This window comes from Vibrio sp. 10N.247.310.17 (assembly GCF_041466605.1).
Classification (GTDB): Bacteria; Pseudomonadota; Gammaproteobacteria; order Enterobacterales; family Vibrionaceae; genus Vibrio; species Vibrio tasmaniensis_A.
Genome location: NZ_JBFSTC010000090.1, coordinates 1 through 24,417 on the forward strand (window position 1 = coordinate 1; position 24,417 = coordinate 24,417).

General features: G+C 42.9%; 16 protein-coding genes. 10 read left to right on the forward strand and 6 right to left on the reverse strand.

Annotated elements, in window-relative coordinates:
* Positions 1-112 precede the first annotated feature (112 nt).
* A complete protein-coding gene (locus tag AB6D80_RS19885) occupies positions 113-1,303 on the reverse strand; it encodes an amino acid aminotransferase (protein WP_372189366.1) in 1,191 nt (396 codons plus the stop codon).
* A gap of 261 nt (positions 1,304-1,564) precedes the next feature.
* Here AB6D80_RS19885 and AB6D80_RS19890 point away from each other — a divergent pair, with 261 nt between their 5' ends.
* Positions 1,565-4,711: an Ig-like domain-containing protein gene (locus AB6D80_RS19890; RefSeq protein WP_372189368.1), complete on the forward strand. Its 3,147-nt coding sequence runs from the start codon at positions 1,565-1,567 to the stop codon at positions 4,709-4,711.
* A 198-nt stretch (positions 4,712-4,909) separates the two neighbouring features.
* Positions 4,910-8,068, forward strand: a complete 3,159-nt coding sequence (locus tag AB6D80_RS19895) for an Ig-like domain-containing protein (RefSeq protein ID WP_372189370.1) — start codon at positions 4,910-4,912, stop codon at positions 8,066-8,068.
* A gap of 221 nt (positions 8,069-8,289) precedes the next feature.
* On the opposite strand, the gene AB6D80_RS19900 is transcribed toward AB6D80_RS19895, so the two are convergent.
* Positions 8,290-9,816 carry an HD-GYP domain-containing protein gene (locus AB6D80_RS19900; protein ID WP_372189372.1) on the reverse strand — a complete coding sequence of 509 codons (1,527 nt, stop codon included), beginning with the start codon at positions 9,814-9,816 and terminating at the stop codon, positions 8,290-8,292.
* A 298-nt stretch (positions 9,817-10,114) separates the two neighbouring features.
* Positions 10,115-10,414 (reverse strand): hypothetical protein, encoded by a 300-nt coding sequence (locus tag AB6D80_RS19905; RefSeq protein WP_009847048.1) that lies wholly within the window; start codon positions 10,412-10,414, stop codon positions 10,115-10,117.
* A gap of 220 nt (positions 10,415-10,634) precedes the next feature.
* Between AB6D80_RS19905 and AB6D80_RS19910 the strand changes: the two genes are divergently transcribed.
* From AB6D80_RS19910 to AB6D80_RS19925, 4 genes are all read left to right on the forward strand, one after another.
* Entirely contained in the window at positions 10,635-12,038 is a 1,404-nt protein-coding gene (locus AB6D80_RS19910) for a PLP-dependent aminotransferase family protein (protein WP_372189374.1), read from the forward strand.
* A gap of 127 nt (positions 12,039-12,165) precedes the next feature.
* Entirely contained in the window at positions 12,166-12,372 is a 207-nt protein-coding gene (locus AB6D80_RS19915) for a hypothetical protein (RefSeq protein WP_004734707.1), read from the forward strand.
* A 420-nt stretch (positions 12,373-12,792) separates the two neighbouring features.
* On the forward strand, positions 12,793-13,470 hold the full coding sequence (locus tag AB6D80_RS19920) for a hypothetical protein (RefSeq protein WP_371703241.1): 678 nt from the start codon (positions 12,793-12,795) through the stop codon (positions 13,468-13,470).
* Between the two features lies 1 nt (position 13,471).
* The gene (locus AB6D80_RS19925; RefSeq protein WP_372189376.1) at positions 13,472-14,632 is read left to right on the forward strand and encodes a serine protease; all 1,161 of its coding nucleotides are present in this window, start codon (positions 13,472-13,474) and stop codon (positions 14,630-14,632) included.
* A gap of 93 nt (positions 14,633-14,725) precedes the next feature.
* Here AB6D80_RS19925 and AB6D80_RS19930 read toward each other — a convergent pair whose 3' ends face one another.
* Both AB6D80_RS19930 and asnS read right to left on the reverse strand, forming a co-directional pair.
* A complete protein-coding gene (locus tag AB6D80_RS19930; protein ID WP_371703242.1) occupies positions 14,726-16,105 on the reverse strand; it encodes a hypothetical protein in 1,380 nt (459 codons plus the stop codon).
* 368 nt (positions 16,106-16,473) lie between these two features.
* Positions 16,474-17,874 carry an asparagine--tRNA ligase gene (asnS, locus tag AB6D80_RS19935; protein ID WP_004734710.1) on the reverse strand — a complete coding sequence of 467 codons (1,401 nt, stop codon included), beginning with the start codon at positions 17,872-17,874 and terminating at the stop codon, positions 16,474-16,476.
* A gap of 684 nt (positions 17,875-18,558) precedes the next feature.
* Here asnS and AB6D80_RS19940 point away from each other — a divergent pair.
* Complete coding sequence (locus AB6D80_RS19940; RefSeq protein ID WP_102249789.1) at positions 18,559-20,049, forward strand: SulP family inorganic anion transporter; 1,491 nt, start codon at positions 18,559-18,561, stop codon at positions 20,047-20,049.
* A gap of 114 nt (positions 20,050-20,163) precedes the next feature.
* On the opposite strand, the gene AB6D80_RS19945 is transcribed toward AB6D80_RS19940, so the two are convergent.
* On the reverse strand, positions 20,164-21,798 hold the full coding sequence (locus tag AB6D80_RS19945; protein WP_372189378.1) for a methyl-accepting chemotaxis protein: 1,635 nt from the start codon (positions 21,796-21,798) through the stop codon (positions 20,164-20,166).
* 326 nt (positions 21,799-22,124) lie between these two features.
* Here AB6D80_RS19945 and queD point away from each other — a divergent pair, with 326 nt between their 5' ends.
* From queD to AB6D80_RS19960, 3 genes are all read left to right on the forward strand, one after another.
* Complete coding sequence (gene queD, locus AB6D80_RS19950; RefSeq protein WP_041472835.1) at positions 22,125-22,487, forward strand: 6-carboxytetrahydropterin synthase QueD; 363 nt, start codon at positions 22,125-22,127, stop codon at positions 22,485-22,487.
* 429 nt (positions 22,488-22,916) lie between these two features.
* Positions 22,917-23,114, forward strand: coding sequence for a hypothetical protein (locus AB6D80_RS19955; protein WP_131825228.1), 198 nt, complete (start codon positions 22,917-22,919; stop codon positions 23,112-23,114).
* A gap of 81 nt (positions 23,115-23,195) precedes the next feature.
* Positions 23,196-24,338, forward strand: coding sequence for an amino acid permease (locus tag AB6D80_RS19960; protein ID WP_371703245.1), 1,143 nt, complete (start codon positions 23,196-23,198; stop codon positions 24,336-24,338).
* Positions 24,339-24,417 lie beyond the last annotated feature (79 nt).

Consider the following 24,417-nt stretch of genomic DNA (forward strand, 5'->3'; position numbering starts at 1 on the left):
GGGATTATCTGCTAACTGCAAGATCGTTCAAGTCTTCTTAAACGATCGGCATTAAGCTTAATAGCTGGCTTTTGCATATCTATTGGTCTGCAAGTGCAGGTTTCTTTTTCGATTAAAGAACCGCAGCGATACCTTTACATAGAGGACCCATATTTGACTTCGTCATGCCCGCTACGCTGATACGGCCAGAACCGACAATGTAGATAGCGAATTCGTCTTTCAGGCGAGTTACTTGCTCTTTGCTTAAACCAGAGAAAGAGAACATGCCGTTTTGGCGCTCGATGAATGTGAAGTCTGCATCAACACCTTCAGATTTCAGTGTCGTTACGAATAGCTCGCGCATCTCTTGGATACGGTCACGCATTTCTGCTACTTCTGCTTCCCATTCTGCACGTAGATCAGCATCACCAAGGATGTGAGTAACGACAGCACTGCCGTGCGCTGGTGGGTTAGAGTAGATAGAGCGGATGATGCTCTTAACTTGAGAGAACGCTGTTGTTGCTACGTCTGAAGATTCTGCAACCAGAGTGAATGCACCCACACGCTCGTTGTACAAGCCGAAGTTCTTAGAGAACGAGCTAGCAACAAGAATCTCTTTGTTGTATTGAGCAAAAATGCGCAGGCCAGCTGCATCTTCTTCAACACCTTTAGCAAAACCTTGGTAGGCAAAATCGAATAGAGGAAGCAGTTTCTTCTCAGCAACTAACTTAGCCAGTACTTCCCACTCGTCAGTTGTTGGGTCGATGCCTGTTGGGTTATGACAGCAGCCGTGAAGAAGAACGATGTCGCCTTCAGAAGCTTTCTCTAGGTCAGCAACCATGCCTGCGAAGTCTTTGTCTTTTGTTTCAGCGTTGTAGTAGCTGTATTGAGCGGTTTCGATACCGGCAGCAGCGAAAACGCCGTTGTGGTTAGCCCAAGTTGGGTTACTGATCCAGATTTTCACGTCACCCAGTTGGCGCTTGATGAATTCACCCGCTACGCGAAGTGCACCTGTACCACCTGGAGCTTGTGCTGTTTTAGCGCGTTGAGACGTTACGATCTCTGCATCTGAACCGAAAAGCAGTTTCTGAACCGCTAGACCGTATTCAGCGGTACCTTCAATCGTTAGGTAAGATTTGGTTTTTTCGTTTTCAAGAAGTGCAGCTTCTGCTTTCTTTACTGTTTTAAGTACTGGCGTTTGACCATCTTCATTTTTGTAGATGCCAACACCAAGGTTAATTTTCTCTTCACGAGAGTCTTTTTTAAATTCTTCAGTAAGGCCGAGAATAGGATCGGCGGGAGCTGCTAACACTTTTTCAAACATAATCTTCATCCATGTCAATTGAGAGGGAGGTAATAATAACTCCGGTATTTATACCTTTCATACAAGGTTGTTACAACTCAAAACCTAGAATTTATTAAAACGATTTATAACCAACAGCTTCGAAAATTTGATTTATGGAATTTTTTGGCATTTCCATTTGAAATGACTGTGCGTCGATGCGGTTTTGTTTAACGTAATTCATTGCTAACAATGTTGTTTTTGTTCATGTTTAGGGCGGTAAACATGAAGGAACTCTTTAGAATGAAGAAAACACTGAGTCTGTTTTTCGTGGCTTTAGCAGTGGTCACTGCTGGGGGCTGTAAAGATAGCAAAAATGAAGGCCATAAACCTATGGTCTATAAGCCAACGAAAGCATCACCGCCAGAGCTTTCTGTTGAAATTATTGTTAATGGAAAAAAGCGTACGTTAGAGCTGAATCGTTACTCTATTCGTGAGCCCGATATGAAAGTATATCTATGGGATCATCGTATTAACGGGAACGCCCCTTCGAGTACTATTAAAACTCCGGACATTCGTGTTTACCGAGGCGTTGATACGAGTGATGAGAATACTCAAGTTATAGCGTCTCTTACCACTAAAAATAAATTATATGTAACTGCTTTTCGTGGTAGCCACCGAGTTTGGTCGATCAAGGATGCAGCGGTAACTGGTGGTAAATCAGCGGGTACTATCCAACCGTTGAAGTCTAGCTTTTCTTCTGTGTCTCGACAAAACAGTATATTAGATGCGGTTCAGAAGTCGATTAAGCCAATAGACAAAAATCCGGATAACCCAGTTTCGGGTCTAGACAATATCTTACCAACAAATATGTCAGACATTAAACTGAGTAAGATAAATGCATTTGTTCAAATTAGTTACCAGACTTTTAAAGAGCAAGCTGACGGTAACTTTGATGATGCTATGGTTTTAGCTGATTACTACATAAACTTAGTGGACTATGTGTATAGTCGTGATGCGTTAATTCGATTCTCTATGCAAGATGTTCTTATTGAAACATGGGGGCATTTAAGGAGTCACTACAATAACTGTATAAAGAGTAGCAGTCACGATAGATGTAAAGACTGGGGTTACCAAAATGAGAATACCTCAATTAAAAACGCAACACGACGTTGGGTGGATGCCCAAAGAAAAACGCGCCATTGGGATGTTCGACATCGCATGATTGATTTGGTAGGCAGTGGGGTTGTTGGTGTGAACTGGGGATCTTATGTTCGCTCGATGGGTCAATTGATTCAAGCGGATGGTGTTGTTTTACACGAAACCTCACACTATTTAGGTACGGGGCACCATACTGGTGGCGAGGAAGAAACCTCACAAGGTGGTGAAGCGCACGTGGGAGATATTGGTTTTGTCGGTTACAAAAACCGTGTAGCCAGACGAGCGATTGTTGGCCCTGCTGATTACCCGTTACCCCCATCGGCTAAAATTGATCACTTTGGTGTGTTGCGTGATACAGCGAAAACATTAGATGTGTTGAAAAATGACTTTGATGCAAATGGTGATTCGATATCGATAAATAAAGTGGACTCGCTTACCGTTCAAGGCGGTCAAGTTAAGATCGTCGGAGATAAACTGGTCTATACCCCACCGAAAGGGTTTGTGGGAGAAGATTCGTTCTTTTATCAAATCACTGACTCAACTAAGCATCATGGAAAACAATTGTATGATCGTGAAGAGGTTCATTTAAGAGTAACAAGCCCTGGTTTGTACGCTAGATTCGGATTTGAAAGCGCGATTGAAGATTTTTGGATTCCTAATGAACAGACCGGACTAGCAAGTCAGCTTCATGTTAGTCGTGATTGGCGTTCAGGGAAGGATGTTTGGGTTGATTACTCACAATCAGTGACTAACGATTCCTATGGAAAGACATTAACGCTGGGCGCTCATGAAGCGGTAAGGTCAATCAAAAGCAAATACGATGTACCTGAGTCGTTTAAATATAATACTCATTACGGTCATGCATTTGATCTCGGTGATGATAGCTTCACGGTTTCATTGAAAGTGAAAGTTGGAACTAGACTTCCTCATGACATTAATTTGGTTAACCGTGGAATGGAGAGAGAAGGCTACCACTTACGACTACTGAAAGATGGAAAACTAAAGTGGTACATGAAGTCTCGTCAATACGCTATGCATAAAGGCGGTACTGATTACCGCATTGTAACAATGACGACGGAGTCACCTTTACCTGCTGATAGCGCATGGCATGCAATTGCTGTGCGAGTTGACCGAACAACGAATCAAGCAAGCTTATGGGTTGATGGGGTTAAACAGTCGCTTGTCGATGAAGCGCAAAATGAGGTTAATCTTCCTAAAGGTTATGCTGGTTTATGGGGCGGAGGTAGCCGAAGAGCGTCAAGTATCAGTCAAGGTTTGACTATCGGGCAAGCATGGTGGGATACGGACGAAGTACACAAGCAGGAGTTACAAAAAAGCCAGAGCCGCTATTTGCGTATCGATAACGTAGAGTTGAGGTCATTTGCACTTACAGATGATCAGATATCAAAATTGACCAACAACAATTATGTGTATCCTTATGCACCGCGTCCATATAATGGTGAAGGCATTGCTTTCTCAGGAAGCAAAACACTGAGCTGGAAATTGTCTAAGTCATCGGCTTACAAGTTAATGATTAGCCGTGATGGAAAGTCTTGGTCTACTGAAAAAATTGGTAATGGTAGTTCGGGTTCACATACTGTCGCGCTCAATGCCTCCGATGAGGCGCTTTATTGGCGTGTCGACGTGAACGGTTCTGTCGGCGAAGTGTGGTCGGTTCGAAATAATCTAGTTAATGGTCGTCAAGAAGTCGCATTCAGTCACTCTGAAATTAGTAACGGTGCCGCAATACCTGATTGTGAAGTCAAATCAGGTGTAACCTGCTTATTTGGTTGGCCAGCAACGCAAAATGGTTATAACGACTTATATGGTAATACTTGGACAATTGACAACGGCGGGACTACTAACTGGGAAGGCCATATATATCTTGGTGGTAAACAAAAAACGTTGAGCTTACAAGTTGATACTCCAACCGGTGAGTGGTCTGGTGTTCGTTTTCGAGCAGCTGCGGCGGGCAAAGGTTGGACCGGTGCGGACGATTACCCTTCAGGTACACTGAAGCTGTATGCAAATGGGAAGGAAGTATGGAAAGCTTATAATATCGGTGATGAGGTTTGGACTAAAGCAGGTACAGAGTGGTCGTCACTCCCCTCTATCGGTACCTATGCAGTAAGTGTACCTCGTAAAGTGAAATCTGATATGTATGGCGTTCACTTTATTGATCTCCCTGCAAATGTCACACAGCTCAAATGGGAATATGAAAGCTCACGCTTAGATAGCAAAGGAATGACCCCCGGGGCCGTTATAGGAGGCGTACAACTAATAAGGTAGTACTTTTCTTTTAAACTTTAATAGCCCAGCGTATTTGTACGCTGGGCTTTTTTATTTACGTAGTTAAATCACGCTCCCTTTTGAAAGACAGTCCTTTGATAGACTGTACGTTGGCGCTGTTTTGTTCAACGTAATTCATTGCTATTACTATGGTTTTTATTCATCTTTAGACTGGTCGATATAAGGGAACCACATAGAATGAATAAAATACTGAGTCTATGTTTTGTTGTACTAGCGGTAGTCATGGCTGGTGGGTGCAAAGATAGCAAAAACGAAGGCCATAAACCTATGGTCTACAACCCTACGAAAGCATCACCCCCAGATCTTTCAGTGGCAATTACGGTTAATGGTAAAAAGCGTACGTTAGAGCTCCATCGTTACTCGATCAGAGAGCCCGATATGAAAGTATATCTTTGGGATCACCGTATTAATGGGAATGCACCATCCAGTACTATTAATACGCCAGCGATTCGTGTTTATCGTGGTGTAGATACAAGTGATGAAAATACTCAAGTTATTGCCGCACTGACCAGTAAAAATAAACTCTATGTGACGGCCTTCCGTGGTAGTCAAAGAGTATGGACAATTGAAAAAGCGGACATCACAAGTGGGCTATCCGCTAAGAAGCTAACAGCAACAGCTCAAAACTTAGCTTCGGTTACGCCGCAGTCTACAATTTTAGACAACATGCAAAAAGCAATTAAAACCGTAGATGAGCACCCGAGTGCACCAACATCTGGTTTAGATAACTTAATTGCTAAAGACAAAACACAAGTTCAGCTGCATAAAGTAAAAGTGGCCGTTCATGTCTCTTACCAAGCGTTTGTTCAAGAAGCGGATAAAAACTTGGATGATGCTATGGTGCTCGTCGACTACTACATTAACTTGGTTGATTATGTGTTGAGTCGAGATGCTTTGTTACGTTTCTCTGTCAATGATGTGTTGATAGAAACTTGGGGCTATCTGGACGACCATTACCAAACTTGTAAAAAAAGCGCTTCTCATGACGCTTGTAAGACTTGGGGGTACCAACACGAGAATGAACCCATTAGAGTCGCTGCTATAAAATGGTGGGATGAACAAAGAAAAACGCGAGGTTGGGACCTTAAACATAGAATGTTGTGGCTGAAAGGTAACTGGATTCTAGGTGTAAACTTCGGAAGTATTGTTCGCTCTCCAGGTGACATCATTGGTGCTGATGGCGTTGTATTGCATGAAACCGCGCACTACTTAGGCACAGGGCATAGTACTTCTGCTGAAGGCCACGGAATTCAAGGTGGTGAAGCGCACGTTGACGATATCAATTTCAATATTTATAAAAATAACCGTCTAAGAAGAAATCTTGTTGGACCTGCGGATTACCCTCTGCCTCCTTCGGCTAAAATTGACCACTTTAGTGTAAAACGTGATAGCACGACGGCATTAGATGTCATGAAAAATGACGTAGATGCTAATGGCGATAAGATTTCTATCCACAACGTTGATAAATACTCGGCACAAGGTGCTGAGCTCAGTATCACAAATGGGAAAGTCACCTATAAAGCACCAAAAGGCTTTATTGGTGAGGATGAGTTCCACTACATCATTACTGATGGCAAGAAACTGTTCGATCGTGACGTTGTTCATGTCAAGGTTACGACTCCAGATCTATATGCTCGTTTCGATTTTGAAGACGCACCTGTTGATGACTTATGGATGGTGAACGCTCAAACAGGATTGGCAGGACAAGTTGCTGTTGTAAAAGAGTCGAGTAAGCAGGAAGTTTCTGAAGTTTGGGTTAACCAAGGTTACGCGAATTCGAAAACACTAAAACTAGGTGCTTACGAGTCAGTAAAATCTAACTTACTAGAGAACGATGTTCAGGAATCTTATAAGTATAAGTTCCACTACGGACATGATTTCGACTTTGCTGAAGACGATTTTACTTTGTCACTCAAAGTGAAACCTAAAGTCAAGCTAGAACATCCAATTGATCTCGTTAGTAAGGGCATTTGGGTTGATGGGTTCCAACTTAAGTTAACGAACGAAGGAACACTAGAGTGGTTCATGATTTCGCGTCAACTTGCTGCTTATGCGGGTGGAAGTGACCTTAGAAAGGTGTCTGTTACAACCAAAGAGGCACTTAACCTCAGTCAATGGAATACTGTCGCAGTGCGTGTTGATCGTACCACTCAAAAAGTTTCTATTTGGGTTAATGGAAAGCAAGCTACGCTAGTTAACAACTACAGTCGCAGTAAAGAAGAAAGCGATGACATGGAGTTGGCTGATGGTTATGCGGGTGTTTGGGGGGCGGGTAGCCGTTTGTCTGCGGGCACAAGCCAAGGGTTGATCATTTCTAAGCCTTGGATGGATGCAGGCAAAGATGCTACAGCTAATATAAAGTCTGAGCAAAAAGCAGGTAATATCTTGGTTGATAATATCGAGATGCGCTCATTTGCTTTGTCTGATGGTGACATGGTGGCACTTGCTAATGATAGCTTAAAGTATGCGTATACACCGCGACCATATAATGGACAATCGTTCCCATTCAAGGGTAACCATAAGTTCACTTGGAAAGTATCTAAATCAAGTGCTTACAAAGTGTATACCAGTACAGATAATAGCACTTGGTTAGAAGTTCAATCAGGTGCTAGTTCTGCTGCTTCAGGTTCGCACACTGTCAATCTAGACCCAGCAAGCGATGTTTTATATTGGCGCATTGATTTTGATGGTAAAACCGGAAAAGTATGGTCTGTTCGTAACTCACTCAAAACGGGTATTCAGAACTTATCTCTCAGTTATGCTGAAGCAAACTCTGGTGCTAATTACCCTCAATGTACAGTCACTAAGAATGGGGATTGTCTGTTTGGTTGGGATGATGGCAATACAACTGACCAATTTAATCATAGTTGGACACAAAACCCTGCCGATATCACTAACTGGGAAGGTCACCTCTACCTTGGTGGTGAAGATAAAAAGCCTGAAGTGTCAGTTACAGCTGAAAGCGGACAAAGCTGGAAGGCCATTCGTTTTAGAGCCGCTGTTATTGGAAAAGGCTGGACTGGTGCTCAAGACGTACCAAAAGGTACGCTTAAATTATTCGCGAATGGCACTGAAGTATGGAAGGCATATAGCGTTGGTGACAATATTATTGATGGCGCGTTAGCAAAATCAGGGAATCAGTGGTCTAGCTTACCTTCTATCGGTTCTTCTTCAGTCAGTGTACCTAGAGGCACTAAGGTAGGCCGCTACGGTATTCACCAAGTTGATTTACCAGACGATACCACGACCCTAAAATGGGTATATGAAGTAGAAAATCTGGATAGCAAAGGGAAGAACCCAGGTGTAGCTCTTGGTGGTGTACAACTACTAAGATAGTGTTTCTTCTAAACCAAAAAAACCAGCATATATATGCTGGTTTTTTATAGAATCTTACTCAGTCACTATTCCTGTTTCGCTTAACTTAACACTCGAATGAAGCTGACTCAGAAAATCACTCTGCGATCTAACCTATATAACTATTGTAGCCTGTATAACACCCCATAACTTACTGTAACCTGTATAGTCGGAGCCTGTATAGTTAGTGGTTTTCGAAAAGACTAAGCAGGTTGAGCAACAAAGCTTTCTCGTTCAAGTTCACTTTGCATGTTTTTTCCATCCTTGTAGGTCGCGGCAATTGAAACGAACTCTTGTTCGACGGCCAGAAAAGCTTGGACAACTTGCGGGTCAAAATGGGTCCCATTGCCCTCCAAGATAATCTGTTTCGCTTGCTCATGAGTAAAGGCTGGCTTGTAGACTCGCTTCGATATTAACGCGTCATAAACATCGGCCAATGCCATTAAGCGACCGGATAATGGGATCTCTTCACCAGACAACTGATTTGGATAACCGCTGCCATTCCATTTCTCGTGGTGAGTGAGAGAAATCTCTTTCGCGACTCTTAAGAAAGAACTGCTTCCCAATTGCTTTTCTGCAATAGATAACGCTTCGGCGCCAATAGCAGGGTGACCTTTCATTGTCTCAAACTCTTCATCCGTCAGTTTGCCCGGTTTTAGCAGCACACTGTCAGGTACTCCAACCTTACCTACATCATGCAGTGGGGCAGATTTATAAAGCAGCTCGATATAGTTGGGTGTTAATAAGGTCGCGTGAGCTTCAGATTTGCTGAGCTCCAGTGCGAGTACCTTTACGTATTCTTGAGTTCGTAAAATATGGGCGCCAGTTTCATTGTCTCGAGATTCAGCTAGTGCAGATAAGCTAACAATCGCGACGTCACGTGTGGTTTTTACTTCGTCTTGAGCGTTTTCGAGGCTATCAAGCATGGTATTGGTCATAGATGCTATTGACCCAAGCTCGTTGTAGCTAAATATAGGTAAGCGAACGCCTGGGTCACCATTAGTTACTTTACTTAATGCGTGCTCTTGGCTTAGAAGAATACGTCTAATCAGCTGGCTCCATAGAGTCATGATGGTTATCGCGTATCCACCTAGTACAACCGCCAAATAAATGAACTCTTTGATCACGCTGATCTTGCCCGTACCATCTAGCAAACGGCCGGGGTTGTGTTCTAGCCAGAAGATGTCTTTGACGGCCACCATAGTCAGCATGGTGGTCAGTGTTACCAGAAGCACGATGACCAAACCAATCATTTGTTTAACCAGTGAACTTCTTTCACCTATCAGGTGGAAGTCAAATTGCCCAGTCATCTCCATTTCATCTATTTGGCTAAGCTTCGCTTTCAGTTGAATAATGGTACCGGTAAAGAAACCAAATAGGCTCATGCCGAACAGCACTTTCAAGTTACTGTCTATCGTGAAGTCGTAGCTTAGGTTGTAGTAGAGCGCGAAAGGAATACTCGCGGCAAAGAACAACATAGTATCGAGTTGTGCAAATCGACCTTGTTTGACTAAGGTGTGTTGCGATAGCAAATAATGACGCGCTAGCCACAATAAGATAAAGACACTACTGACTTGGGTGAAAATTTCTAACGTCGTTAAGCTTTCGAGCATCGGGCATACCCGACTGCCGTAGGTGCCAAATAGCACGCCAGCGATGACGTATAATTGAGTCGTTAGCGATTGATTGTAATTTGAAGTATCCATCGATAAGCCTTTGTTCATTTTCATCTTAAGGTCTCGCAACTATTCCTAAGTTTACGAATACGTATTTTGTGTATTAATTCACGAGGTTGGTAGGTATGTATGGCTAGTATAGCGAGTGTGAATAAGGTCGGGGATTCTATCGATAGCTTTTGTTGAATGATACAAAAAATTGGTTTGTGTTAGATAATTGTTAGCCAGATGGGTGTTATTACGGCAGTTTTTATGAAGACACTTGAATAGTCCCGGTTGAAATACGAGACTATTCAGTCGATATATTTGAGTGAAGTCGAGAGTGATTGACGACTACTTACCTCTAATCAAATTACTTTTTCAGATTGATTTCAGATTCAATTGAGTTGGTTTCAATGTCTGGGTGAGATGCTAGTTTGTCTGATGCCCATTGGTTTAGGTGTTTCAGAATAGCAGACACCGCGTGTTTCTCAGTTGGTGCTTGGTCTTGATCGACATCGATCTCCTGCTTTGGATGTGAGCCTGTTGCATCTTCAGCGATATGGAGCCAGTCTGGGTGCCAGTAATATGGCTGGCCACTCGGTGTTGTCCAACTATGAACACCGTTTGACTCTCCTTTATAACTTAACTGGTCTGCTTCTATTTTTTTCATTTTTATCTCGCATGTTTTTTGGATTACATCAAATTATAGAGGCGTAGAACGAACTTGGCTCTCGCCTTGGTTACAAACTTAGCAAAGCATACAAAGTTATCTGTGAACCAATTCACACTATTATAGAAATTAGGCTCAATCATATGGATAGCAGCAATAGTTGTTAACGTTAGTGATAAAATCTCAGGCTTATTAGAATTTCTCTAGGTAGTACAATTAGATGGCGCGTTATGAAGAGCTTGCAAAGGATATTCGAACTCAGATAGCGAACAACACGTGGCGTCCAGGAGAAAAGATCCCTTCCGTCCGCATGAGTTGTCGCAATTACAGCGTCAGCAATAGTACTGTCTTACAAGCCTACCAATTGTTAGAAAGCGAAGGGTGGATCATCGCTAAGCCTCAGTCGGGCTACTTTGTTGCACCACGTGTGGACGGCGTTGATTATGAACTGCCGTTAGTACACAAAAAGAAAGCCATTAATGATCGCTTATTCGACTTTTTGAAATCGAGTTCGGCAGAGGGGGCTATTCCTTTTGGATCAGCATTCCCAGATCCTGACCTTTTTCCTTTGCCTACCTTGACTCGAAACCTCGCCAGTGCGGGAAGGAAGATGACAGGTGCCAGTGTGATCAATAATCTGCCACCGGGCAGTGAGTCCCTAAGAAGACAAATCGCTCAACGTTACCTGCAGCAAGGTATTACCGTCAACCATCAAGATATCGTGATTACTTCTGGTGCGATGGAAGCGCTTAACTTGAGCCTTCAAACTGTAACCAAGCCCGGTGACTACGTTGTGATTGAATCTCCCGCTTTCTATGGTGCTCTGCAAGCTGTCGAGAGGTTAGGACTCAACCCTATCGAAGTGGATGTTTGTCCAATCAATGGATTGAATATTGAGCAGTTTGAAAGCGCACTACAAAACCAGGATGTGAAAGCGTGTTGGCTGATGACGACGTTTCAAAACCCGACAGGGACAAGTTTGTCTGAAGATGCGAAGCGCCGAGTGGTTGAGGTTGCTGAACAATACAAGACTTATATTATCGAAGATGATGTTTACGGCGACCTATATTTCGAAGGGCATAAACCTAAACCGCTAAAAGCATTTGATAAAACAGACTCAGTGTTGCTATGCGGCTCTTACTCTAAGAGTTTATGTCCTGGCTATCGTGTTGGTTGGGTGGTGAGTTCGCGTTTTAATGATGCGATTCAAAAACTTCAGCTTCTTTCTACGCTGTCGAGTAGTGCTCCTGTGCAGCTTGGCGTCGCGCACTTCTTGACACACGAAAGCTACGACAATCACCTTCGTAAATTGCGTAAAAATCTTCTAATGAGAAAAAAGCGATTTATAGAGGTCATTAAGCAATATTTCCCACATTCCATCGAGATAGAAGACCCTGCTGGTGGTTACTTCGTGTGGGTACGGTTCTCTCCTCACTTCGATAGCCAACAATTCCATCAACTCGCAATTGCTCAGGGGATCAGCGTCGCTTCAGGCGATCTGTTTAGTGAGCAGGGCAGAGTAGATAACGCGATCAGATTGAACTTCTCTTATGAACTCACAGCAGAGAAAGAGCAAGCGCTGCTCTTACTTGGTAAACTTGCGCATCAACTTACGCACTCGTAAAACCGTAAGTCACTCATAAAAAAGACAATGATTCCAACTGTACGGACTGATTCCGATGCAACTGTACGCCTTCTTGACCAACGAGTTGTGATTCAATATCGATAGACCAAATATTGGAGATACCGTTATGTTGAAAATGACTATGGGTAACGAAGTTAAGTTGATTATCGTTGCTATTGTGTGTGCACTTCTGTTAATCCTCGGCCACGTACTACTGGCAAAAGCATTCGCTGATATGGCATGGGCAGAATACACGACTGCCGCCATCCCATTCGTTATGATGGCAATCTGCGGTCTCGCGATAAAATACGCTATCGACCAAGATGTCGACTAAGTTTTTGAGTACACAAAAATGATCTTTCAGAGCCCCTCCATGATTTGGTGGGGCTTTTTCGTTGTATACATGAAACGAACTTGCATAGGTATCGCTGTTATCGTCGTGAAATAAAAATTCTTAATGACATACAATTACTATCCATACCTATTGTAAGCATATGTAAGGAGCGTCGAGTCACTACTTGGAAAGTAAATCACCTTTAGTCAAAAGCTTGGCAAACGCCATTTATCATCATTAACTATTGGTATGGTTGGGTTTATAGTTATTCGCGCCAACTATCAGTCGGTGAGGTTTGAATCGTGATGAACAAAGCCCTTACAGCACCTTACATTTTCAACTTATCTTTAGCCTACAATTACTTGGAACTAATACTGAGGCGAAAATATGAGATTAAAATGTGCAAAATTGAACCTCTGCATGTTGGCATTGCTAACAACTAATGCAGCGGCCAGTGAGATTGACGTCGATTTAAATAAATTAAGTAATGTTTCAGAAATTGGTACAGATACTTTGTCGATCGCTAGTGAGTTCATCGGTTATGAACTTAATGATGGCAAGTATCGTTACGCAAGAGACGTTGACTTGAACGGTTTAGATTGGGTTTTCTTGTATGGAGAGCATCAAAGAAAAGATAAACCCAATAGTGCTTTAATTGGTGACGTAAACGTTATTGGTGAATTACGACAAGTTTCTAATTCAGAGACCAAAAACGCAATTGGTAACCGTTATTACTGGCAGGGTGGTGATTCTACAGATTACAACCAAGAGCTAGCTTTCTCTGGTTTACTTGTCGGCACTAGTGGTTTCTCTTTTGACGTTCAGCCAGGTAAAGGCGGGCGATTTTCTGTAGAGCTTTATACACACAATTGGCTCTCTTCTGCTGATGTAACCGCATGTGTTAAAAAGCAATGTATCACTATTAAAAATGATATTTCCTTTCACATGACCAGCGTCAAAAATACGATAGTTTTCGAATCCCAATCTCCTGATGATATCGTCGAAATCACTTATACACGTCAACATAGACAGTTCGACTTTGAAGCTAGACAGGGTTACCACGCTATTGAAGCTGTCCAATTGAGAGAGGCTCAGTAACATGAAAAAAATTATTTTGGCATCAGCGATCGTTGCTACTTTTTCAGCGCAGGCGGGCATAGGCAAGATGGATCGCTCGGTTACTCAACACAAAGCGTTTGCCTTACAAACTCAATTTGATTTTGCTTGCCACATGAATGCAGGGTCGGCCACTTTAATCGACCCGTATTGGGTTATCACAGCAAATCATGTGTCAGGTTCAAAAAGTGAAGGATATGAAAATGCGGTAACTTGTTCTTCTTATGAAAAAGATAAGAATGGCAAGTACAATGTTGTTCATACGTCACGTGCGACTACTGACCCTGATGGTGAGTGGGGGGAGTATGAATTTACCGATGGTATTTACGACTTTGCTTTGGTGCGCTTAGATACGCCAATCACCGGTATCAAGCCGGCGAAGTTGCCTGAGAAAGGGATGTTTGATCATTCAGAAGTCTATGAAGTAAATAGCGTTGGCTTTGGCAACTATAACGGACGTAATGGCGGCAAAAAGTTTGTTAAGTACAACGACACAGACAAAAAATGGTTAGCTGAGTACAAATATGACCCAGTGATCATGCCTCAAAGTAACTTGCAGTGGTTAATTATCCATGGGGATTCAGGCTCTGGTATCACGATTGAGAGAGATGGTGAGTTTTATATTATTGGGGAGATAGGGCTTCAATATTATGGTGAGCTTGGTTGGCAAGATACCTTCGATGATGTTTTGGGAAGATTAGATTCGTTAAATAAAGATATGAGAGATCATGGCTTTAGTTACACGAAACCAGTAAACCTCTCTGACGTAAAGTGGACGTCAACAACTCAGAACGATATTGAAAATCTGCATGCATTTTACAGCTATTGGAACGCGGATAGTATGGATTTCAATGGCACTTACTGGACGGCGGATGGTGGTATTTATAACACCGCTTATGCGATAGAAGGGGAAAAGTACACTTTTGAAACAGTGATACCTGTAAATTCTAAAGCGCCTGCATTTGATGTGTTTGTTAATGGTCGTCAGGTCGCTCATAACATTAAAGCGGACAAAGAAAGTCTGTTTTTGAAAGTGAATGCATTTGAACAGAAAGGCGATCAGTTAGTCATTGAATTTAAGCCTCTTCAAAGTACAGGTGAAAAAATTATGCTCGATCACTTTTCGGTACGCAAGGCTGACTAATTTAGTCTGGACAGCTTAAATGAAACTTAAGCGCAATAAATAAAAAGGAAGCCCTACTTATGTCAAGTAGGGCTTTTTTTACACATTGTAAAATTACTTAGTAATTAGCGTACTTTGCTTAGCATTGAATTCAAAGTTCGAAGTCTTGGTTACCGATTTGGTTACGGTCGGAGCTACGCTACCTAGCATATCTCTCTTTGTCGTTCTTTCGTAATTGACAAGTTGAACTTGGTCACCTTTGAGAGTGCTCTCTAAGCAGTTAGCAACAGTGACCAGTTTCCCTGATGCGACTTTGAACTTGATTTTTTTACAGTAGTTAATTGTGTTGACTGATGGGTCTTTAACTAGGGTAAATTGTTCATCTGCAATCTCAACTTGGATCGCGCTTTTGTTCAATTCAACCTGAACAGATGTGTGTGATGTTTCAATGCCATAATTTTCGATCATCAAACCCGTTTCAATTAAGGGCTTAGGAGCGACACGGTACTTATCATCGGACCTATATGCTGTATTTATTGTGTCCGTTTTTGAGTTATAGACAGTCGTCGGCTGAGTTGATGTAGCTTTGAATACATACGATTTGGTAACAGGATCTAGTTTACCATTACCCTTTAAGTAGGTTATTAACTCATCTCGGTTTGATACATTAAATTGCTTGAATAATAGTGAAGAGACATGGTCGAGCACATAGACACTGCTTCTCACGTGGTTTTCAACGGCTACAGCTTTCAGACTATCGCTCACAACGTCCAGCAGGTTGTTGTTCAAAAGGCTGTTTTTAGGAGTGTAATTTGCTCGTAGGTCTTTTGTAACACCCGTCATTACAGACGCCAAACCATACGTAGATACTTCAGCAGGAGTCATATAATGCATTCCTTGAGCCGGAGCAGCTTTCAGTGTAAACCAGTAGAAGCCGCTCGGATCTGGCAATCCCATCTTTTTATAATAATCAATGTAGGGTTTATGCTCACTATGACCAACAGGCAATGAAGCCCCTTGTAAAGACCCTTGTGCCCATGAGTGAACGCCTAATCGAGCACCTGGTTCAATCGTTCTTTTCACACCCGCAGCGAAAAGGTCAGTTCCCCCCGAAGCGACATGTCCAATAGAGCTAATGTACGTGTCTAATTTTTTCGCTCTTACTTTGTACGCTAGTTGAATGTTGGCATCATCATTCATAGAGCCACCCATATCGATGAAGTTCAGCGTTTTTGTATTCGGGTGAGCTTTGATCATATCGTCAAATGCTTTGGGGCTACCACTACATGCAACGCCATTGACACTCGCTATTGTACCCTTAATCTTGAAGGTTAAGGCTGTATCCCCTTGTAAGGGTTGCGAACATTTAGAGATAAATACCACTGGCTTTTGCGTTGGCTTAACTGTTGGTTTTTTCGCGGGAGTCGATGAGCCTCCTCCGCCACATCCGGTTAAAGTGATTAGTAGAGCTGCAGATAAAATGGTTGTTTTCATTGGGGTCCCTAAAAATTTATATTCACAAATTAATTAGTAAGAAGAATAATTTATACAGGACATCAATACTGTATGACTTTGTCAGGTGTTCATTACATAAAATTACAGTGCTTAACTATATGATTTTGATTTGTTGATTTGTTGATTTGTTGATTTGTTGATTTGTTGATTTGTTGATTTGTTGATTTGTTATCTTCGCGTCTAACCGCTTTTGAATCGAGAATACGCAGGAGAATTTGTGGGTGGGGAAGGGAGGTTGTGGGTAACGGAAATAATCTCGGGGAATAAAAAAACCTCCGTATATACGGAGGTTTTTATCTGTTTAATTATCTATCTATACTGACTTCTCTGAAAGAAGAAAGCTGAGATTAGAAGTTAGCAGAGCGTGGTGTACGTGGGAACGGGATAACGTCACGAACGTTGCCCATACCTGTTACGTAAGACACTAGACGCTCAAAGCCAAGACCGAAGCCAGCGTGAGGCACTGTGCCGTATTTACGTAGGTCGCGGTACCAGCTCATGTGCTCAGGGTCGATACCCATACCAATCATGCGCTCGTCTAGAATGTCTAGACGCTCTTCACGTTGTGCACCACCGATGATTTCACCGATGCCTGGTGCTAGTACGTCCATTGCCGCAACTGTTTTGCCGTCGTCGTTTAAGCGCATGTAGAAAGCTTTGATGTCTTTCGGGTAGTTCTTAACGATAACAGGCGCTTTGAAGTGCTCTTCAGCTAGGTAACGCTCATGCTCAGAAGACATGTCGATGCCCCACTCAACGTCGAATTCAAATTTCTTACCAGAGTCTAGTAGGATTTGGATTGCGTCAGTGTAGTCAACTTGTGCGAAATCAGCGTCTACGAATTGCTCTAGACGAGTGATTGCTTCTTTGTCGATGCGAGAAGCGAAGAACTCAAGGTCGTCGCGGCGCTCTTCAAGAACAGCAGCGAAAACGTACTTAAGCATGTCTTCAGCCAGTTTCGCTACATCGTCAAGGTCTGCAAATGCAACTTCAGGCTCAACCATCCAGAACTCAGCTAGGTGGCGGCTTGTGTTTGAGTTTTCAGCACGAAACGTAGGACCGAACGTGTAAACCTTGCTTAGTGCACAAGCGTAAGCTTCAGCATTAAGTTGGCCAGATACTGTTAGGAAAGTTTCTTTACCGAAGAAATCTTCATTGAAGTCAACTTTGCCTTCGTCAGTGCGAGGTAGGTTTTCCATGTCTAGCGTCGATACGCGGAACATTTCACCAGCGCCTTCTGCATCAGATGCAGTGATAAGCGGAGCTGAAGTCCAGAAGAAACCTTGCTCGTGGTAGAAACGGTGAATCGCTTGAGATAGACAGTTACGTACACGTGCTACTGCGCCGATCACGTTTGTACGTGGGCGTAGGTGAGCAACTTCACGAAGGTATTCGATAGAGTGACGTGTCTTAGCCATTGGGTAAGTGTCAGCGTCTTCAACCCAGCCTACAACTTTAACGTCAGTTGCTGCTAGTTCGAAGTCTTGACCTTTCGCAGGAGACTCAACAATCTTACCCGTTACTTCAACAGAGCAGCCAGTTGTTAGCTTTAATACTTCGTCTTCGTAATTATTAAGATTATTAGGAACCACGGCCTGAATCGGGTCGAAACAAGAGCCGTCATAAATGGCAAGGAAAGAGATTCCAGCTTTGGAATCACGACGTGAACGGATCCAGCCGCGAACAGTTACTTCACTGTCTACCGCTAGCTTGCCGCCAAGTACGTCTGTTACAGGCGCGTAAGTCATGTTGATTTCATTCTCCATTGAGGGACAAATTCAACTCAAAGTCTCTGGCATTGCTGCAAATAAACATACATTTGCACAATAATTAGCCGAAACATTAAGTTGTATAAACTTTTTAAATCGATTGAACATATTACCTGTCATACCGACAGCTTCAACCTTTATTCTTGCTTGGTGAAAGAAATATTGTGTGTACTGACAATAAATGTGTTTGAGGGTGTGTTTTTTGTTCGATTTTTCCTTGTGATTGTTGATTTTAGAGAACTAGGGGAGTGGACTAGTGCGAATGGTTAAGGATTTTCATTACTTGTTGATCTGCTGTAATTAGAGTAGTTCAAACGACGGGACTGAAGGGCATTAACAGTTTTGGTTTGTTCAGAAGTCGTTAATATTCGAAACCTTTGTTTGCAATATTGGTCGTGTGATTAAAGTGGCACTCACTCTATATTGTCAGCCATTCTGACCTGTGTAGGACAAACGCGATAAAAAAAAGCACAGGTGTTGATTTCGTTCTACTAAACAATCACCCACTAAAGGAGTTTAATGTTCACGTGTTAATTACGCCGCCTTAACCCCTGCATTCTCTCTACACCCGCACTTTTCGAGCGCTCGCTCATTCAAGAAAAACAGTCGATCAAATTATGTCTCAACAAGGCAGGGCTGGCTGTACAAGTAAAAGAGAATTACATGCTTAATTATTTAAAAAAACACTGGTTATCAAACGTTAAAGGAGATTCATTATCTGGGATTGTGGTTGCACTCGCATTGATCCCTGAAGCCATCGCATTTTCAATTATTGCAGGCGTTGACCCTAAAGTAGGGCTCTATGCCTCGTTCTGTATTTGTGTCGTCACTGCTTTGGTTGGCAGTCGTCCGGGAATGATTTCCGGTGCAACAGGCGCTATGGCGCTATTAATGGTCACCTTGGTGAGAGAGCACGGACTCGAATATCTACTCGCTGCTTCATCTTTAGCTGGCGTCATTCAAATCGCAGCCGGGTATCTTAAGCTTGGTAACCTAATGAATTTCGTTTCCAAATCGGTGATTACTGGATTTGTTAACGCGCTCGCGATTCTCATTTTCATGGCCCAGCTTCCTGAGTTGATCAACGTTCCTTCAAGTGTTTACGTGTTAGTCGCTTTGGGTTTGGCGATCATCTACTTGCTTCCATATTTTCCCAAGTTTGGTCGTGCAATACCTTCTCCATTGGTCGCTATTGTTGCCCTGACAATCATTAGTTTGTTATTTGGTTTAGATGTCAGAACGATTGGCGATATGGGCAAGCTTCCGGATTCACTGCCGGTATTCTTGATTCCTAATATCCCATTCACGTTCGATACGCTTGCAACCATCCTGCCATATTCTATCGCTCTATCTCTGGTTGGCTTACTGGAATCATTGATGACGGCGACGATCGTGGATGACCTGACCGATACTGAAAGTAATAAGAACAATGAATGCAAAGGGCAGGGTGTAGCAAACATCGTTGCCTCACTATTTGGTGGTATGGCGGGGTGTGCGATGATCGGTCAGTCGATCATTAACATCAAATCAGGCGGCTTAACCCGATTATCCAGTATGATCGCTGGGGTTGTTTTGTTGCTAATGGTGGTGTTTGTTTCTGATTGGTTGAAGCTGATACCGATGGCCGCTTTAGTGTCTGTGATGATCATGGTTTCAATCGGCACGTTTTCATGGCGTTCTGTTGTTGAGCTTAAAGACCACACACTCCCAACCAATGTAACCATGCTAGCAACCGTGGCGGTGGTGGTGTTTACTCACAATCTCGCAATAGGTGTTGCGGTTGGCGTGGTGTTATCGGCTCTGTTTTATGCGCATGCCAGCAAATCCATGGTCTTTATATCTGATGAAGTGGTGACTAACGAACTGCACACCACCCATCGAGTAAAAGGCCATGTCTTTTTTGCTTCTTCAGATGCGTTTGTCGATCTATTTGACTATGACAAGGCCACCTCTTTAGTGACGATCGATATATCGGATGCATCGTTCCTAGATAACACGTCGGTTGAGGCGCTTGATAAGGTCGTGTTTAAGTTCCGAAAAAAGGGTGCTTATGTAGAGGTCGCAGGAATGGATACCGTGAGTGCGAATCTGATATTTAAGCACGCGATGTACCACAAGCATAAAGATTTAACCGCGGTTTCCATTACGCACTAATCGTGGTTTAAGGTGCTCTTAAAATCTTAAAGCCTGAACTAGACATTGTTGTGAAGATAAAGCGCTCATCTTTGAGCGCTTTTTTGTTGATGTCGCTAGGGGAGTTCTAACGGCCTATGACTGACCTTTATCGTTGGTATTTGAGTTCGATAAGGTGAATTGGTTGATAAGAGATTCAAGGTGATCCGACAGCTCTTCCAAATCATTACTGATTCCACGAGTTTCAGCTGCAGACTGCGATGTGTTGTCGGCGTGAGAAGTGATGGTTTCAACTTTTTGTTGCACATCTTGGGTTGCTTGTGTGGTGGATTGCGTCTGTTGCTGAATATTTTGTGCATGAGCTAACACTTGTTTCATTTCTTCAACGACACCGTTCATTTCAACGGACAGTGCGTCGATATCTGTCGAGCTTTGATGTGCTTGTTCGCAAACGCGGTCAGCAGAATTCAGCGATTCTTCACTGCCTTGTTGGAACTGATGAATGATAGACTCAATACTGCCAGTAGCCTCTGCCGTTCGTGATGCAAGATTACGAACTTCATCTGCCACTACCGCAAAGCCGCGACCTTGTTCTCCCGCTCGAGCCGCTTCAATCGCTGCATTCAAGGCTAGAAGGTTGGTTTGGTCGGCAATGCCACGAATCACACTCAATATTGAAGAGACTTCTCCAGTTTGCTCATTAAGTGTTTGTATCTTGTGTTTCACTTCTTCGATACTGCTCACTAGATTCTTAATCTCACTACTTGCATCATGTGCTTGGTTAGCACTCTTACAAGCCACATCTGAGGTGTGATTGATGAGTTCTGACGCGGTTAAAGTGGCTTGTTCTACATTAACTTGCTGCGCCTGTATCCCTTCGATATTGTTTTGTACTTCAGCGGTTTCGTTTTGTTGATCGCTGGCGGCTTGCTCGGTAATTTGTGCAACGCTAGTCAGTTGATTGGCTGACGCATTCAGTTTGTGCGAAGTATCTTGTACCTTTTCTAAGCTGTTAGAAACGGTTCCCATGAACGAGTTGATGGCGTTAGCCAGCGTGCCAATCTCATCTTTACTTTGTTCGGGCAAACGAGTGGACAGGTTTTTATCGCTGCTTACTTGGGTCATAAACCGCGAAGTCTGTTGAAGAGGGCGAACGATAATCTTACGAATTAATCCCATCGTAAGAACAAACCCGGCGAAGGAGATAACCGCCATAATGCCTATAGCAGCCATGGTTTGAGTGTTGATCAGCGCGTTAACGTGGCTGAGGTTATATTCTAGGCGAATCGCGCCTAATACTTCACCTTCTGGTGCCATATGACATGCCACACAATTGGTGCCGCGATAGTTCTCGCTCGACTTCATTGGCAGAGCAATAACCAAGCCTTTACCCCAATCGGCAGAAAAGGGTTCGATAACCGTTTCACCTGCTAGCGCTCGCTTGTCGATATCATCAACAGGTATTTGATTGTCATTACCGGGACCGTATAACTTGCTTACAGCGTCAGCGCGCAAAACACGAACGTCTTCAATGCCTTCTTGTGCTAACGCTTTTTGACGCAGGGTCTCTTTTTGCGCCATTGTGCCAGTCAGCATCATCATATTAAGGCTATCGAAATAGTTACTTGCCTTATCATGAAGCTGTTCACTCAATACAGAGTTAACAAGTTGTTTTTGCTGCGAATATTGAAAGTAGGTCGATATTGCTAGCAAAAAAGTGAACACAATAGCGAGGGCCACTAGAATTTTGAAGGTTATAGTTGAGCGCATAAGGTATTAATTTTTTATTTTTTAATGACGCGCATACTGTACGTGTAAGAGTCACTACCACCTATGGGGTATGGCGAATTGTGTGACCATACTCCGGTTGTGGTTATGTTTCTGTGATGTAGCGGGTTTGTTTCTCGTTGGGCGAGAAGGTTAAGCGTATGGTGATTTTCAAGCCATCTTTATATGTGTTTTATTGTGACTCAAGTGAGTGGCTAGCAACAAGCTCCCCCCTTGCCGCTAATAAGGCCGTACAGTGGTGATAGAACTTGTAGTGTGCATTGGTTTTACGTAATATTGCGTGTCATTTTTTTAGCCTGAGAAACACAATGAGAACTGAGTTATACAAAGAGTTTATGTTTGAAGCAGCCCACCATCTTCCACACGTGCCAGAAGGGCATAAGTGCGGTCGTTTGCATGGTCACTCTTTTCTTGTTCGTTTGTACGTAGAAGGCGAAGTTGACCCGCATACAGGTTGGGTAATCGACTTTTCTGAAATTAAAGCTGTATTCAAACCAATTTACGACCGTTTAGACCACTACTACCTAAACGACATTGACGGTTTAGAAAACCCGACAAGTGAAGTATTGGCTAAGTGGATCTGGAATGAACTTAAACCAAGCTTGCCACTTTTGAGCAAGGTTGAGATTAAAGAAACATGTACAGCGGGTTGTATCTACCGCGGTGAATAAGGTTTCGATGCTGTAGATTTCAAAGATACAGCTATCAAAGTTACAGCTATCAAGGCAACAGTCTTCAATACTATAGCTTTCAAGGTTATAGCCTTAAAAGCTATAATCGAACGAAAGGCGCTTACAAGAGCGCCTTTTTTGTAGCTGTCATATATGTTTGGGTGCTCTTTATACAAGCTTTGTTGTTTATGGGGTGGGGTGTTTATAGTTCCGCTTTTTATTAATAATGATTATTGTTTTACGCGGTTTGGTGGTCGATTTGTATCCAAATGGCTATTTTGTTCAATTTAATAGCAAAAAATGTGGTTATAGCGTTGTGTTTCAAAGCTCATTCGATAAGATGAAAATACCTCTAATGACAGAGGTAGGGCAGCAATGGATACGCTGCTTCAAATACTATGGAATGTGACTTAATTATTGGACACATACATGAAATTCAAGATTACATCGCCGATTATTGAACCTACAGAAGGTTCACCACATCAGTTAACGCAAACTCACGCTTCTCGTTTTACCTCTTTTAAGACAAGCTCCCCTTTGAACACCTTGTTCGACCACGTCTCTGCACGCTTCTTTACCGCTTATCGCTCCTATTGTTATTCGTTTTATAACTCTATTTCTATCTGAACTCCTTTGTCATCCGCTCGATGTACGAAGACTCATATCTATAAAAACTAAACAAATAAGTTAAAAACAATGAATATTAAAATGATGGGTAGCTCCCTAATTATCGCTGGTACCGCTCTCGGTGCTGGTATGCTTGCGATCCCAATGGTATTAGCTCAATTTGGATTGCTTTACGGCACGCTGCTGATGGTTCTGATCTGTTTCGGCACCACTTACGCAGCATTATTACTTCTAGAAGCGACCATCAAAGCGGGTGGCGGTCTAGGGTTGAACTCTATTGCTCGAAAAACTCTGGGCAAACAAGGGCAGTTGATTACCAACGGCCTACTTTACGCGTTATTGATTTGCCTATTGATGGCTTACATTCTGGGCGCAGGTGACTTGCTGAGTAAGTTACTGTCTAACTTTGGCGTTGAACTCACCGCGACCACGAGCCAAGTCGTGTTTACGTTACTTGCTGGTGCTGTCGTCGCAAGTGGCACCGGAGTGATTGATAAGCTCAACCGCGCATTGTTCTTTGTGATGCTAGCAAGCTTGTTTGCAACCATGGTGTTTTTGGCACCAAGTATGACGCAAGAAAACTTGATGCAGGTAACCAGTCATGACCATGTCGATCTAATCAAAACCAGTGCCATCCTGTTTACGAGCTTTGGCTTTATGGTTGTGATTCCAACCTTGGTTTCTTACAACCACGAAGCGACAGACAAACAGCTGCGTAACATGGTTATTATCGGTTCTCTGATTCCATTAGTGTGCTACTTGTGCTGGTTGTTTGCTGTGGTCGGTAACTTGAGCGAAGAGCAATTTAGAAGCTTCAAGAACGTATCAGATTTGATGGCGGCTTTTGAGGCTCAGTCTCCTTGGGTGGGTAACGTTCTGTCTACCTTCACTGGCTTGGCGTTGCTGACCTCTTTCTTTGGTGTGGCGATGTCTTTATTCAACCAGAACAAGGACATGTTCAACCAGAACACCGCGGTAACGTACTGCATTAGCTTTATCTTGCCGTTGGCGGGTTCATTGCTTGCTGCGGACAAGTTCCTACAAGTGTTGAACTACGCAGGTATCATCTTAGTGTTCTTGGCTGTTTTTGTTCCTCTGGTGATGGTTCATAAGCAACGCTTTATGAAGGTCGCGGAAGACCGATACCGAGCAGAAGGTGGCAGCGCAATGATGTTGTTCTCATTGCTGTTTGGTTGCTTCTTGCTAATCTCACAAGTGATTTAGCAGAACAATTTAGTGGTTGAATAATTAGGGCGTGTTGACCTTTCGTGGTTAAATTTTGTTCGAGATAAAAGCGTTTTAA

Coding starts and splice junctions, on each gene's coding strand:
- AB6D80_RS19885 (WP_372189366.1), bottom strand. CDS start 1,303: ATGTTTGAAAAAGTGTTAGCAGCTCCCGCCGATCCTATTCTCGGCCTT.
- AB6D80_RS19890 (WP_372189368.1), top strand. CDS start 1,565: ATGAAGAAAACACTGAGTCTGTTTTTCGTGGCTTTAGCAGTGGTCACT.
- AB6D80_RS19895 (WP_372189370.1), top strand. CDS start 4,910: ATGAATAAAATACTGAGTCTATGTTTTGTTGTACTAGCGGTAGTCATG.
- AB6D80_RS19900 (WP_372189372.1), bottom strand. CDS start 9,816: ATGAAAATGAACAAAGGCTTATCGATGGATACTTCAAATTACAATCAA.
- AB6D80_RS19905 (WP_009847048.1), bottom strand. CDS start 10,414: ATGAAAAAAATAGAAGCAGACCAGTTAAGTTATAAAGGAGAGTCAAAC.
- AB6D80_RS19910 (WP_372189374.1), top strand. CDS start 10,635: ATGGCGCGTTATGAAGAGCTTGCAAAGGATATTCGAACTCAGATAGCG.
- AB6D80_RS19915 (WP_004734707.1), top strand. CDS start 12,166: ATGTTGAAAATGACTATGGGTAACGAAGTTAAGTTGATTATCGTTGCT.
- AB6D80_RS19920 (WP_371703241.1), top strand. CDS start 12,793: ATGTTGGCATTGCTAACAACTAATGCAGCGGCCAGTGAGATTGACGTC.
- AB6D80_RS19925 (WP_372189376.1), top strand. CDS start 13,472: ATGAAAAAAATTATTTTGGCATCAGCGATCGTTGCTACTTTTTCAGCG.
- AB6D80_RS19930 (WP_371703242.1), bottom strand. CDS start 16,105: ATGAAAACAACCATTTTATCTGCAGCTCTACTAATCACTTTAACCGGA.
- asnS (WP_004734710.1), bottom strand. CDS start 17,874: ATGACTTACGCGCCTGTAACAGACGTACTTGGCGGCAAGCTAGCGGTA.
- AB6D80_RS19940 (WP_102249789.1), top strand. CDS start 18,559: ATGCTTAATTATTTAAAAAAACACTGGTTATCAAACGTTAAAGGAGAT.
- AB6D80_RS19945 (WP_372189378.1), bottom strand. CDS start 21,798: ATGCGCTCAACTATAACCTTCAAAATTCTAGTGGCCCTCGCTATTGTG.
- queD (WP_041472835.1), top strand. CDS start 22,125: ATGAGAACTGAGTTATACAAAGAGTTTATGTTTGAAGCAGCCCACCAT.
- AB6D80_RS19955 (WP_131825228.1), top strand. CDS start 22,917: ATGAAATTCAAGATTACATCGCCGATTATTGAACCTACAGAAGGTTCA.
- AB6D80_RS19960 (WP_371703245.1), top strand. CDS start 23,196: ATGATGGGTAGCTCCCTAATTATCGCTGGTACCGCTCTCGGTGCTGGT.